Here is a 12,530-nt window from a genome sequence, read left to right as displayed (position 1 = left end):
CGGCACCGTCGTCTCGTCATCCCGATCGCGCTGGCGGCGCTGCTCATCATCGTCGTGATCGCGGCCGTGCTCTGATGGGCGAGCCGCTGCTGCGTGCGCTGAACCGGATGCGCGACCACCTGCTCGACCCGGACGCGCTCGTCAAGGCGGTCGCGTCCGGCCGGCAGAAGGGCAGCCGGCCCACGTGGCGCCGTGCCGAGCTGCGCTACGTCGACCTCAAGGCCGGCCGGCACCTGCAGGTCACGACGTACGACGAGACCCAGGCGCACACCGCGAACCACGCGCTCGCCCCCTCCGACGGGCAGAGCGCCGCGCGAGACGCCGTCGACACCCTGCTCGACGAGCCGTTCGCCAACTGGCACGTCGACACCACCACGCAGACCCACCAGCTGCGCGTCACCAAGAAGCTCGAGGCGGTCGTGCACACCACCGACCGGGCCGAGCCGGTCGAGGTGGAGCGTGGTCACGACCGCGACAAGTCCCGGCTGCTGCCCGAGGACGACCCGGTGTTCGTGGCGCTGGGCATCTCCGACGAGTCCGGCCGGCTCAAGCCCAGCCGGCAGGCGAAGTACCGCCAGGTCGAGGAGTTCCTCCGGCTCCTGGACTCCTCCGTCACCGACGCCCTGGACAAGGGCCACCTGCGCCGCCCGACGGTGGAGGAGCCGCTGCGGATCGCCGACCTCGGCTGCGGCAACGCCTACCTGACGTTCGCGGCCGAGCGGTTCCTCTCCGGCGTGCGCGGGCTCCCCGTGCGGCTGACCGGCGTCGACGTCAAGGAGCAGTCCCGCGAGCACAACGCCACGATCGCCGAGCGGCTCGGGGTCGGTGCTCGCCAGGGCGTGAGCTTCGTCGTCGGCACCATCGGCGCGGTCGAGCTCGACCCCGCGCCCGAGGTGGTGCTGGCGCTGCACGCCTGTGACACCGCCACCGACGAGGCGCTCGCCCAGGCCGTCTCGTGGGGGGCTCAGCTGGTGCTCGCCGCGCCGTGCTGCCATCACGACATCGCCGCCCAGCTGCGCCGGTCGCCGACGCCGTCGCCGTACGCGATGATCACCCGCCACGGGATCCTCCGCGAGCGGCTGGCCGACACCCTCACCGACGCGCTGCGCGCCTCGCTGATGCGCCAGCAGGGCTACCGCGTCGACGTCGTGCAGTTCGTGGAGAGCCAGCACACGCCGCGCAACACCATGCTGCGCGCGGTCCGCGCCGGAGCGCCGGTCAAGGGCGGCTCGGTGCGCAAGGAGTACGACGACCTCGTCGACACCTGGGGGATCAGCCCCGCCCTGGCCCGGCTGCTCGACGCGCACTGATGCTCGACCGGGTCCTCGGTCTCGCCTCGGCCGCGTCGTTCCTGGTCGGGTCGCTGGCCGGGCCCGCCGAGCCGCACGCCCGCGTCGACCTGACCTTCGCCGACCCGGCCATCGTCGAGTCCAGCGGGCTCGTGGTCGGCGACGGACTGTTCGTCATCGTCAACGACTCCGGCGACCGCGGCCGGGTGTTCGTCGTCGACCGGTCCGGGGAGACCGTCGGGACCACCTCCTGGGCGGCCGAGCCGGAGGACGTCGAGGCGCTCGCCCCGGCCGGGCCCGGCTCGGTCTGGGTCGGCGACATCGGCGACAACGGGGCGTCCCGGGACTCGATCGAGGTGCTCCGCGTGCCGTACGGACGTGGCGACCGGACGGTCGAGCCGCCGACGTACACGCTGGTCTACCCCGACGGTGCGCATGACGCCGAGACCCTGCTCGCCCAGCCGCGCACCGGGCAGCTCTTCGTGGTGACCAAGAACCTCTTCGGCGGCACCCTGTACGCCGCGCCGCGCCGGCTGTCCACCGACCGGCCCAACCGGCTGCGAGCCGTCGCGGACTCGCTCGCGTTCGTCACCGACGGGGCGTTCCTGCCCGACGGCCGGCACTACCTGCTGCGCGACTACGGTGCGGCCGCCGTCTACACCTTCCCCGGCCACGACCGGGTCGCGTCGTGGCGGCTGCCCTCGCAGCAGCAGGGGGAGGGGATCGCGGTGGCTCCCGACGGGTCGGTGCACATCAGCACCGAGGGCCAGTTCAGCGACGTGCTGCGCCTCGACCTGCCGGCCGAGGTCGAGCGGGTGCTGCAGCCGCCACCCGAGCCGCCGGCGACGCCGGCCGCCTCGCCGCCCGTGGCCGGTCCGGGTCCGGGAGCCGATGCCGGCGGCGACGATCCGTGGTGGCCCTGGCTGCTGGGTGGCGCGGCCGCGGCCGGGTTTGTCGCCCTGATCGCCCGGCTACTGACGCGCCATGGTGCGGCTGCGTAGGACGTCGCCCGACCAGCCCGGCTGGACCCGGCGCCGAGCGGGGAAGGGGTTCGTCTACCTCGACGGGCAGGGCGCCCGCCTGCCCGAGGAGGACGCCCAGCGGGTGCGCGACCTCGTCATCCCCCCGGCGTGGACCGACGTGTGGGTCACGCCGTACGACAACGGGCACCTGCAGGCGGTCGGCACCGACGACGCCGGGCGGCGCCAGTACCTCTACCACCCCGACTGGCGGGTCCGGCGGGACGCCGAGAAGTTCGACCGGATGCTCGAGTTCGGCAAGGCGCTGACCAAGGCCCGTGAGCTGGTCGTGCGCGACCTGGGCCTCGAGGGGATGCCCCTGGAGCGGGCCTGCGCCGCCGCGGTCCGGCTGCTCGACCTGGGCTACTTCCGGATCGGCAACGACGTGTACGCCGACGCCCACGGGTCGTTCGGCCTCACCACGCTCGAGCGCCGGCACGTGCGCCGCCACCAGGACCGGCTGGTGTTCACGTTCGTCGGCAAGTCCGGCGTCGAGCACCGGATCGAGATCGACGACGCGGTCGTCATCGAGGCGATCGACGTCATGCGTCGCCGACGCGGCGAGGACCTGCGGCTGCTGGCATACAAGAACGGGCGGGGCTGGCGCTCGGTGCTGCCCGAGCTCGTCAACGACTACGTGCGCGACTCCACCGGACTCGAGGCCACGGCGAAGGACTTCCGCACCTGGCACGCCACGGTGCTGGCCGCGGCGGCGCTCGCCGAGACGCCGGAGCCGGGACGATCCGCCGCCTCGCGCAAGCGCGCGGTCTCAGGCGCGATGAAGGAGGTGGCCTCGTTCCTCGGCAACACCCCGACGCTGGCGCGCTCGTCGTATGTCGATCCCCGCGTCGTCGACGCCTACGAGGAGGGCCGCACGATCGAGCGCGCCACCGGACGCTCCTACGACAGCCCCGACGAGCGGCAGGCGGCGCTGGAACGTGCGACGCTGAGGCTGCTCAAGGAGGCCTGATGGAGATCACCGTCGCGCACGGCGACATCACCCGGCAGCAGGTCGACGCGGTCGTCAACGCCGCGAGCTCGCGGATGCGCGGCGGTGGCGGGGTGGACGGCGCGATCCACCGGGCAGGCGGGCCCGCGGTGCTCGAGGACTGCGTACGCCGGTTCCCGGACGGGCTGCCGACGGGCGAGGCCGGCTGGACCACCGCCGGGCGGCTACCGGCGCGGTGGGTGATCCACGTGGTCGGGCCGAACCACGCCGCCGGGCAGCGGGACCGCTCGCTGCTGCTGTCCTGCTACACCCGCGCGCTGGCGGTCGCCGACGAGCTGGGCGCGGCCACCCTCGCCTTCCCGCTGGTCTCCGCCGGCATCTACGGCTGGCCCAAGGACGACGCGGTGGCGGCCGCCCTGGAGGCGCTCTCCTCCGCCGACACCGCCGTCACCGAGGCGCGGATCGTGGCGTTCGACGAGGCGACGTACGACCTGGTCCGCGCGGCCCTCCCGCCCCGTTGAGTCGGGACCTCCGGCGGTCGGGCATCCGGACGCGAGCGACGCCGGTCCCGACCCGGGTCAGAGCTGGTCGACCACCCAGTCGATGGAGCGGGTGAGGGCCTCGACGTCGGCGGGGTCGACGGCGGGGTACATCGCGATCCGCAGCTGGTTGCGGCCGAGCTTGCGGTACGGCTCGGTGTCGACGACCCCGTTGGCGCGCAGCACCGCCGCGACCCGGGCGGCGTCGATGCCGTCCTCGAAGTCGATGGTGCCGATCACCAGCGAGCGGTGGTCGGGGTCGGTGACGTAGGGGAAGGCGTACGACGACTTCTCCGCCCAGGTGTAGAGCGCGTCGGAGGACTCCGTCGTCCGCGCGACCATGCCGTCGAGCCCACCGGAGGCGTTCATCCAGTCGAGCTGCTCGGCCATGAGGAACAGGGTCGCGACGGCCGGGGTGTTGTAGGTCTGGTTCTTCGCGGAGTTGTCGATCGCGGTCGGCAGGTCGAAGAACGCGGGGATGTGCCGGCCCGAGGCCGCCACTGCGGCGGCCCGCTCGAGCGCGGCGGGGGAGAACAGCGCGATCCAGAGGCCGCCGTCGGAGGCGAAGCACTTCTGAGGTGCGAAGTAGTAGACGTCCACCTCGCGCAGGTCGACCGGCAGCCCGCCGGCGCCCGAGGTCGCGTCGACGAGCACCAGCGAGGTGTCCGAGGAGGTGCCGGCGGGGCGTACGACGGGCGCCATCACCGCGGTCGAGGTCTCGTTGTGCGCCCAGGCGTAGACGTCGACGCCGTCCTCGGCGACGGGGTCGGGACGCGAGCCCGGCTCGGACGCGATCACCGACGGGTCCGCGAGCCACGGCGCGAGCGTGGCGGCCTTGGCGAACTTCGAGGAGAACTCGCCGAACGCCAGGTGCTGGCTCCTCTCCTGGATCAGGCCGTAGGTCGCGATGTCCCAGAACGCCGTCGCGCCACCGTTGCCGAGCACCACCTGGTACCCCTCGGGGAGCGAGAACAGGTCGGCCAGCCCGCTGCGGACCCGGCCGACCAGGTCGCGTACCGGCGCCTGGCGGTGCGACGTACCCATCAGGGCCGAGCCCGTGGCCGCGAGCGCGTCGAGGTGGGAGGTCTGGATCTTCGACGGGCCGGCTCCGAACCGGCCGTCGGCGGGGAGGAGGTCGTGGGGGATCTGCAGGGCGTCGGTCATGGACAACCTTCCATCGGGGCGAGGTGGCGCTGGCTGACGACGCTGTCGGCGCTCCTATTGTGGCATCCGCATGATCCACGCCACGTGGGGGAGACAGATGATGAGCAGCGGGCAGCCGATCCCGCCGGTTCCGCGCTCGGCCGACCTGGAGATCCGCCGCGTCGGCTACGGCCACCCCGACGCGCTGCGCCTGATCGCCGCGGTGCAGGCCGAGTACGTCGTCCGCTACGGCGGACCGGACGAGACGCCGCTGGACCCCCTCATGTTCGAGCCGCCCACCGGCAGCTTCTACGTCGGCTACCTCGACGCGGTCGCGGTCGCGACCGGCGCCTGGCGACGCTCCGGGGTCGAGGCGCTCGGCAGCACCGCTACGGTCGAGGTCAAGCGGATGTACGTCGCCCCCACGGCGCGCGGTCGCGGTCTCGGCCGGCTGATGCTCGCCCGGCTCGAGGAGAGCGCGGCCGGCCTGGGCGCCGAGGTGGTGGTGCTCGAGACCGGGCTGCGCCAGCCCGAGGCGATCGCCCTCTACGAGTCGGCGGGCTACGTGTCGGTGCCGGCGTTCGGCTACTACAAGGACGCCCCGCTGTCGCGCTGCTACGGCCGGCGGCTGCCGACGACCGGGTAGGACCGCGGGTCCTCCCGAAAGCCCACGCGGCGACTGGTCTAGACCTACGCTTGTCGATCGTGCGTCCCGGAATCTCGCTGCTCCTCGCCCCGTGCCTGGCCCTGGTCCTCGGCCTCGCCGGCGCCGCCCCGGCCGCCGCCGAGATCGAGGGCTACGCGTCGTACGACGCGTCCTCGACCTGCCACCCGAAGCCGCGGGCCGGCACGGAGTACCTCGGCCGCTGGGTCGCGCGGCACTACGGCGGCGGCTACGTCGGCTTCGGTCGGGCCTGCTCGAAGAAGGACGGGCCGACCTCGGAGCACCAGACCGGTCGCGCCTTCGACTGGAGCCTGGACGCGTCGAGCAAGCGGGACCGGCGCACCGCCCAGGGGTTCATGCGGCGCGTCTTCGCCGCGGACGGTCGGGGGAACGAGGACGCGCTGGCCCGCCGGATGGGGATCATGTACCTGATCTGGGACGACCAGATGTACCCGGCGTGGACCGGGTTCCGCCCCGAGCCCTATCTGTCGTCGAGCTGCAAGTCCCGCAGGAAGTGCTCGCGGACGCTGCGCCACCGCGACCACGTGCACGTCTCGCTCAGCCGCCGGGGCGCCCGGGGCGTCACGAGCTGGTACGACGCGCGGCTCTAGCGGTCCGCCGGCCGGACCCTCGCCTCAGCGCGCCCACTCGGGCCGCCAGCCCGCCACCTCCGACGCGGGCCGGGTCGATGGTCCCGTGTAGACCGCGGAGGGACGGATCAGCCGACCGGTGCGCTTCTGCTCGAGGATGTGCGCCGACCAGCCGCCGGTGCGGGCGCAGGTGAACATCGAGGTGAACATGTTCGCGGGCACCTCGGCGAAGTCGAGCACGATCGCGGCCCAGAACTCGACGTTGGTCTCCAGGACCCGGTCCGGCCGACGCTCGCGCAGCTCCGCCAGCGCCGCTCGCTCGAGCTCCTCGGCGACCTCGTAGCGCGGGGCGCCCAGCTCCTTCGCCGTACGCCGCAGCACCCGGGCCCGGGGGTCCTCCGCGCGGTAGACGCGGTGCCCGAAGCCCATCAGCCGCTCACCGTCGTCGAGCAGCTGCTTGATGTAGGACCGCGCGTCGCCGTCACGCCGCTCCACCTCCTCGATCATGCCGAGCACGCGCGACGGCGCGCCGCCGTGCAGCGGACCGCTCATCGCGCCGATCGCGCCCGAGAAGGCCGCGGCGACATCCGCGCCGGTGGAGGTGATCACGCGCGCGGTGAACGTGGAGGCGTTCATGCCGTGCTCGGCCGCCGAGGACCAGTAGGCGTCGATCGCGTGAGCGTGCTTGGGGTCCGCCTCGCCCTTCCAGCGGATCAGGAACTTCTCGGCCAGGGTGGCGCCGTTGTCGACCTCGGCCTGCGGCACCACGGGCTGGTGCAGGCCGCGGGCCGACTGCGCGGCGTACGACAGCACCATCACCGCGACCCGCGAGAGGTCCGCGCGGGCCTGCTCGTCGCTGATGTCGTAGGTGGCGCGGAAGCCGAACGCCGGGGCCAGCATCGCGATCGCGGCCTGCACGTCCACGCGGACGTCGCCGGTGTGGACCGCGATGCTGTAGGCCTCCGCCGGTGGCAGGCCGGGGTCGTAGCCGCCGTCGATGAGCAGCCCCCAGACCTTCTCGAAGGGGACCCTGCCGACGAGCTCCTCGATGTCGACGCCGCGGTAGCGCAGCGCCGAGCCCTCCTTGTCCGGCTCCGCGATCTCGGTCTCGAAGGCGACCACGCCCTCCAGCCCGTGCTGCACCTCGGTCATGTGACTCCTTCGCTGGACTCCGCGAGCAACGCCCCACGCATTGGGCGCCGGGCCTAGGGTCGAGGGCATGGGACACCTCGATCTCGCTGCTCTTCGTGAGGAGTATGCCCGGGCGGGTCTCGACGAGGCCGATCTCGCCCCCGATCCGATCGCCATGTTCGACCGTTGGATGGGGGAGGCGCACGACGCGATCCACCACGACGCGAACGCGATGGTGCTGAGCACCGTCGGGCCCGACCTGGCTCCGTCCGCGCGACTGGTGCTCCTGAAGGGCGTGGACGAGAACGGATTCGTCTTCTTCACCAACACCGCCTCTCTCAAGGGCCACGAGCTCGCCGCGAACCCGCGCTGCTCGCTGCTCTTCCCGTGGCATCCCCTCGAGCGCCAGGTGCGCGTCGACGGCGTCGCCGCTCCGCTTCCGCGCGCCGACGTCGAGGCGTACTTCGCCTCCCGGCCGCGCACCTCGCAGCTCGGTGCCTGGGCCTCGCGCCAGTCGGAGGTCGTGTCGGGTCGCGCGGAGCTCGAGGCGGCCTGCGCCGCCGCGGAGGCCCGCTACCCCGGCCAGGTCCCGACCCCGGAGGAGTGGGGCGGGTACGTCGTCCGCCACGAGCGGGTGGAGTTCTGGCAGGGCCGGACCGGTCGGCTGCACGATCGGCTGCGCTACCGCCGTACCCCCGACGGCTGGGTCACCGAGCGCCTCTCCCCATGACCGGTAGTCCCTGACGGCGGTGGGGCGGACCCGGCGGCCGGACCCGCGATCCTCGGGATGCCGAAAAGCGGTTGTGAGTGAGTGCTCACTCACTTATCCTCGGTCGTCGTGGAGACGAAGAGGGAGCGCGCGCGGCCGCTGTCGCCGGAGGAGCGGCGGGAGGCGATCGTCGCGGCCACCCGGCCACTGCTCTACGAGCACGGGCGGGAGACCACGACCCGGCTGATCGCGGAGGCCGCCGGCATCGCCGAGGGCACCATCTTCCGGGCGTTCGCGTCCAAGGACGAGCTCTTCGACGCCGTGCTCGAGGCGGAGTTCGACCCGACGTCCTTCCTCCAGGACGCCGGGCGGATCGACCCGGCTCTCGACCTGCGCGAGCGGCTGGTCGCGTACACCACCCTGCTCCAGCGCCGCTTCGTCCGGATCTTCGCGCTGATGGCCGCGATGGGGATGCGCAAGCCGCCGGACAGCCTCGGCGGTCCCGAGCTGCGCCGGCGGATCGCCACCGAGGGCCTGGCGCGACTCCTGGAGCCCGACGCGGACCGGTTCACCCTGCCGGTCGACCGGGTCGTCCACCTGGTCCGGCTGCTCACCTTCTCCGGCAGCCATCCCCACATCTCCGACCAGCGTCCGCTCTCCCCCGAGGAGATCGTCGACGTGGTCCTCCACGGCGTGCTGATAGACGAGGACTCCCGATGATGCTCCGACTGCTGCGCGAGCGGCTCGCGCCGTACCGCTCCTGGCTCGCCATGGTCGTGGTGCTCCAGTTCGTCGGGGTGGTGGCGATGCTCTACCTGCCCAGCCTGAACGCCGACATCATCGACGAGGGCGTGGCGAAGGGCGACACGGGCTACATCGTCCGGGTCGGGGCGATCATGCTCGCGTTCTCGCTGGTGCAGATCGTCTGCTCGGTCACCGCCGTGTGGTTCGGCGCGCGTACGGCGATGGGCTTCGGCCGCGACGTCCGGGCCGCGCTGTTCCAGCGGGTCGGGACCTTCTCCACGCGGGAGGTCCAGCACTTCGGAGCGCCGTCCCTGATCACGCGCGGCACCAACGACGTCCAGCAGGTGCAGATGCTGGTGCTGATGGCCTGCACGATCGCCGTCGCCTCGCCGATCATGATGGTCGGCGGTGTGATCATGGCACTGCGGGAGGACCTCGGCCTGGGCTGGATCCTGGCGGTCGTCGTGCCGGCGCTCTTCTTGAGCGTCGGGTTCGTCGTGAGCCGGATGGTGCCGAGCTTCCGGGCGATGCAGGCCCGCATCGACGAGGTCAACCGGGTGCTGCGCGAGCAGATCACCGGCATCCGGGTGGTTCGGGCGTTCGTCCGCGAGCCGCACGAGGCGGCGCGGTTCGGCACCGCGAACGACGAGCTCACGGACGTGGCGATCCGGGCCGGCCGCTGGCTGGCGACGATGTTCCCGCTGGTGATGCTGGTGGTGAACGCCTCCAGTGTCGGTGTGATCTGGTTCGGCGGTCACCGAGTCGACAACGGGCAGATGGAGGTCGGCGCGCTGACCGCCTTCCTGACCTACCTCATGCAGATCCTGATGTCGGTGATGATGGCGACGTTCATGCTGATGATGATCCCGCGGGCCTCGGTCTGCGCCGACCGGATCGTCGAGGTCCTGGACACGCGCACCTCCGTGCCGGTGCCGGACGACCCGGTCGTCCCGGACCCCGCGCGACGCGGCCACCTCGATCTCGACACCGTGACGTTCGCCTACCCCGGAGCCGAGTCGCCGGTACTCGAGGACGTGTCGTTCTCGGCCCGGCCGGGACAGACCGTCGCGCTCATCGGGTCGACCGGGGCCGGCAAGTCGACCCTGGTCAACCTGGTGCCGCGGCTGTTCGACGTCACCGCGGGCGAGGTGCGCGTCGGCGGCACCGACGTACGCCGTCTGGACCCCGAGGCGCTGTGGGCCGGGATCGGGCTGGTGCCCCAGCGGGCCTACCTCTTCTCCGGCACGATCCGCAGCAACCTGCTGCACGGCAAGCCGGACGCGACCGAGGACGAGATGTGGCGGGCGCTCGGGGTCGCCCAGGGCCGGGACTTCGTCGAGACGCTGCCCGAGAGGCTCGACGCGCAGGTCGCACAGGGCGGGACGAACTTCTCCGGCGGCCAACGGCAGCGGTTGGCGATCGCCCGGGCCCTGATCCGGCGGCCCGCGATCTACCTGTTCGACGACGCGTTCTCGGCGCTGGACCTGGCGACCGACGCCCGGCTACGCGCCGCGCTCGAGCCCGTCACGACCGACGCGACGGTGCTGATCGTGGCCCAGCGGGTCTCCACGATCATGGACGCCGACCTCATCCTCGTGCTCGAGGAGGGCCGGATCGTCGGCCGCGGCACGCACCACGAGCTGCTCGCCGACAACGAGACCTACCGGGAGATCGTCACCTCCCAGCTGGCGGCGGAGGAGGTGGCATGACCGACGACCCGACCCCGAGCAGCCCGGGCGGCCCGGGCGGCCCGGGCGGCCCGGGCGGCAGCGGCCCGGGCGGCAAGGGCAAGGGGTTCCAGGCGACCGAGCGGATCCAGGCGCCCCAGGGCGGACCCGGGCGCGGCCCGATGGGCGGCGGGATGGTCGGCCAGAAGGCGATGACGTTCGGGCCGTCGGCGCGGCGCCTGATCGGACGGATGCGGCCGGATCGTGGCCAGGCCGCCGTGGTGGTGCTGCTCGGCGTGGCCAGCGTGGCGCTGATGTCGAGCGGGCCGCGGATCCTCGGCCACGCCACCGACCTCGTCTTCGACGGGTTCATCGGCCGTCAGTTCCCCGCCGGCGCCCCGGACTCCGCCCTGCCCGACGCCGTGCAGGGCCGTGACGTCGTCCCCGGCGAGGGCATCGACTTCACCGCCGTCGGCCACGTGCTGCTGCTGGTGCTCGCGATCTACGCCGGCGCCTCGCTGCTCGGCTGGCTGCAGGGCTACGTCTTGAACACCGTGGTGCAGAACACCGTGCGCCGGATGCGCCAGGACGTCGAGGACAAGATCAACCGGTTGCCGCTGGGCTACTTCGACCGCTCGCCTCGCGGCGAGCTCCTGAGCCGGGTCACCAACGACATCGACAACGTCAGCCAGACCCTGCAGCAGACGATGAGCCAGCTGCTCACCTCGCTGATGACGGTCGTGGCCGTGCTCGGCATGATGTTCTGGATCTCGCCGCTGCTCGCGCTGGTCGCCTTGGCGTCCGTGCCGCTGTCGCTGGTCGTGACGGCGCAGATCATGAAGCGTTCGCAGGGACAGTTCGTGGCCCAGTGGCGGCGTACCGGCGCGCTCAACGCGCAGATCGAGGAGGCCTTCTCCGGCCACGCGCTGGTCAAGGTGTTCGGTCGGCGTGCCGAGATCGAGCAGACCTTCGCGGAGGAGAACGAGGAGCTCTACCGGGTCAGCTTCGGCGCGCAGTTCGTCAGCGGCCTGATCATGCCCTCGATGATGTTCATCGGGAACCTCAACTACGTCGCGATCGCCGTGATCGGCGGGGTGCGGGTCGCCAACGGCTCGTTGTCCCTGGGCGACGTGCAGGCGTTCATCCAGTACACCCGGCAGTTCACCCAGCCGCTCACGACCGTGGCGTCGATGGCCAACCTGCTCCAGTCCGGCGTCGCGTCGGCGGAGCGCGTCTTCGAGCTGCTCGACGCCGACGAGGAGCCGGTCGACCCCGCGGCGCTCCGCACCCCGGCCGTCCGCCGGGGCGAGGTCGCCTTCGAGCACGTGTCGTTCCGGTACGACGAGGACCGGCCGCTGATCGCCGACCTGTCGCTGGTCGCGCGTCCGGGCCAGACGGTCGCGATCGTCGGCCCGACCGGCGCGGGCAAGACGACCCTGGTGAACCTCGTGATGCGGTTCTACGACGTGGACGCGGGGCGGATCACCCTGGACGGCGTCGACATCGCGGGGATGCCCCGCTCGGTGCTGCGCGGGCAGATCGGCATGGTGCTCCAGGACACCTGGCTGTTCGAGGGCACGATCCGCGACAACATCGCCTACGGACGTCCCGACGCGACCGACGCGCAGGTGCTCGAGGCCGCGCGCGCGACGTTCGTCGACCGCTTCGTGCATGCGCTGCCCGACGGCTACGACACGGTCATCGACGAGGAGGGGTCGAACCTCTCCGCCGGCGAGCGCCAGCTCGTCACGATCGCCCGGGCCTTCCTCACCGATCCCGCCCTGCTGATCCTCGACGAGGCGACCTCGTCGGTGGACACCCGCACCGAGCTGCTGCTCCAGCACGCGATGGCGGCGCTGCGCACCGACCGCACGTCGTTCGTCATCGCCCACCGGCTCAGCACCATCCGCGACGCGGACCTGATCCTGGTGATGGAGGACGGGGCGATCGTCGAGCAGGGCACCCACGACGAGCTGCTCGCCGCCGAGGGCGCCTACGCCCGGCTCTACAACGCCCAGTTCCAGGCCGCCGAGGTCGGCTGACCCGGATCCGCGCCCGCCGGCCGGCGGTGGGCTCCGGGTCGGCG

General features: G+C 72.5%; 12 protein-coding genes. 10 read left to right on the top strand and 2 right to left on the bottom strand.

Annotated elements, in window-relative coordinates; genetic code table 11:
* The first annotated feature begins 74 nt into the window (after positions 1 to 74).
* From QMC84_RS05720 to QMC84_RS05705, 4 genes are read left to right on the top strand one after another with little or no spacing between them, the layout of a single operon-like run.
* The gene (locus tag QMC84_RS05720) at positions 75 to 1,310 is read left to right on the top strand and encodes an SAM-dependent methyltransferase (RefSeq protein WP_300372702.1); all 1,236 of its coding nucleotides are present in this window, start codon (positions 75 to 77) and stop codon (positions 1,308 to 1,310) included.
* A complete protein-coding gene (locus QMC84_RS05715; protein ID WP_300372700.1) occupies positions 1,310 to 2,290 on the top strand; it encodes a hypothetical protein in 981 nt (326 codons plus the stop codon). The genes QMC84_RS05720 and QMC84_RS05715 overlap by 1 nt, the downstream gene beginning before the upstream one ends.
* Positions 2,274 to 3,278, top strand: a complete 1,005-nt coding sequence (locus QMC84_RS05710; protein ID WP_300372698.1) for a DNA topoisomerase IB — start codon at positions 2,274 to 2,276, stop codon at positions 3,276 to 3,278. The genes QMC84_RS05715 and QMC84_RS05710 overlap by 17 nt, the downstream gene beginning before the upstream one ends.
* A complete protein-coding gene (locus QMC84_RS05705) occupies positions 3,278 to 3,778 on the top strand; it encodes an O-acetyl-ADP-ribose deacetylase (RefSeq protein ID WP_300372696.1) in 501 nt (166 codons plus the stop codon). Before QMC84_RS05710 ends, QMC84_RS05705 begins: the two co-directional genes overlap by 1 nt.
* Before the next feature lie 57 nt (positions 3,779 to 3,835).
* Here QMC84_RS05705 and serC read toward each other — a convergent pair whose 3' ends face one another.
* Positions 3,836 to 4,960 carry a phosphoserine transaminase gene (gene serC / locus QMC84_RS05700; protein WP_300372693.1) on the bottom strand — a complete coding sequence of 375 codons (1,125 nt, stop codon included), beginning with the start codon at positions 4,958 to 4,960 and terminating at the stop codon, positions 3,836 to 3,838.
* 70 nt (positions 4,961 to 5,030) lie between these two features.
* Between serC and QMC84_RS05695 the strand changes: the two genes are divergently transcribed.
* Together QMC84_RS05695 and QMC84_RS05690 are read left to right on the top strand one after the other, a co-directional pair.
* Positions 5,031 to 5,585, top strand: coding sequence for a GNAT family N-acetyltransferase (locus QMC84_RS05695; protein ID WP_300372691.1), 555 nt, complete (start codon positions 5,031 to 5,033; stop codon positions 5,583 to 5,585).
* 59 nt (positions 5,586 to 5,644) lie between these two features.
* A complete protein-coding gene (locus QMC84_RS05690) occupies positions 5,645 to 6,214 on the top strand; it encodes a hypothetical protein (protein ID WP_300372689.1) in 570 nt (189 codons plus the stop codon).
* A gap of 24 nt (positions 6,215 to 6,238) precedes the next feature.
* Here the strand turns inward: QMC84_RS05690 and QMC84_RS05685 are convergent, their stop codons facing one another.
* On the bottom strand, positions 6,239 to 7,345 hold the full coding sequence (locus QMC84_RS05685; protein WP_300372687.1) for a citrate synthase 2: 1,107 nt from the start codon (positions 7,343 to 7,345) through the stop codon (positions 6,239 to 6,241).
* A gap of 67 nt (positions 7,346 to 7,412) precedes the next feature.
* Between QMC84_RS05685 and pdxH the strand changes: the two genes are divergently transcribed.
* The 4 genes from pdxH (at position 7,413) to QMC84_RS05665 (ending at position 12,486) form a co-directional block, all read left to right on the top strand.
* Complete coding sequence (gene pdxH, locus QMC84_RS05680; RefSeq protein WP_300372686.1) at positions 7,413 to 8,054, top strand: pyridoxamine 5'-phosphate oxidase; 642 nt, start codon at positions 7,413 to 7,415, stop codon at positions 8,052 to 8,054.
* Positions 8,055 to 8,162: 108 nt separating this feature from the next.
* Entirely contained in the window at positions 8,163 to 8,753 is a 591-nt protein-coding gene (locus tag QMC84_RS05675; protein WP_300372684.1) for a TetR/AcrR family transcriptional regulator, read from the top strand.
* Positions 8,750 to 10,486 (top strand): ABC transporter ATP-binding protein, encoded by a 1,737-nt coding sequence (locus tag QMC84_RS05670; protein WP_300372681.1) that lies wholly within the window; start codon positions 8,750 to 8,752, stop codon positions 10,484 to 10,486. Before QMC84_RS05675 ends, QMC84_RS05670 begins: the two co-directional genes overlap by 4 nt.
* A gap of 140 nt (positions 10,487 to 10,626) precedes the next feature.
* Entirely contained in the window at positions 10,627 to 12,486 is a 1,860-nt protein-coding gene (locus QMC84_RS05665; protein ID WP_300373102.1) for an ABC transporter ATP-binding protein, read from the top strand.
* Positions 12,487 to 12,530 lie beyond the last annotated feature (44 nt).

The sequence above is a fragment of the Nocardioides sp. genome (genome assembly GCF_030019515.1).
Classification (GTDB): Bacteria; Actinomycetota; Actinomycetes; order Propionibacteriales; family Nocardioidaceae; genus Nocardioides.
The sequence above is the reverse complement of the archived record's forward strand: the minus strand, read 5'-3'. Positions and strand labels throughout refer to the sequence as shown.

Coding starts and splice junctions, on each gene's coding strand:
- QMC84_RS05720 (WP_300372702.1), top strand. CDS start 75: ATGGGCGAGCCGCTGCTGCGTGCGCTGAACCGGATGCGCGACCACCTG.
- QMC84_RS05715 (WP_300372700.1), top strand. CDS start 1,310: ATGCTCGACCGGGTCCTCGGTCTCGCCTCGGCCGCGTCGTTCCTGGTC.
- QMC84_RS05710 (WP_300372698.1), top strand. CDS start 2,274: ATGGTGCGGCTGCGTAGGACGTCGCCCGACCAGCCCGGCTGGACCCGG.
- QMC84_RS05705 (WP_300372696.1), top strand. CDS start 3,278: ATGGAGATCACCGTCGCGCACGGCGACATCACCCGGCAGCAGGTCGAC.
- serC (WP_300372693.1), bottom strand. CDS start 4,960: ATGACCGACGCCCTGCAGATCCCCCACGACCTCCTCCCCGCCGACGGC.
- QMC84_RS05695 (WP_300372691.1), top strand. CDS start 5,031: ATGATCCACGCCACGTGGGGGAGACAGATGATGAGCAGCGGGCAGCCG.
- QMC84_RS05685 (WP_300372687.1), bottom strand. CDS start 7,345: ATGACCGAGGTGCAGCACGGGCTGGAGGGCGTGGTCGCCTTCGAGACC.
- pdxH (WP_300372686.1), top strand. CDS start 7,413: ATGGGACACCTCGATCTCGCTGCTCTTCGTGAGGAGTATGCCCGGGCG.
- QMC84_RS05670 (WP_300372681.1), top strand. CDS start 8,750: ATGATGCTCCGACTGCTGCGCGAGCGGCTCGCGCCGTACCGCTCCTGG.
- QMC84_RS05665 (WP_300373102.1), top strand. CDS start 10,627: ATGGGCGGCGGGATGGTCGGCCAGAAGGCGATGACGTTCGGGCCGTCG.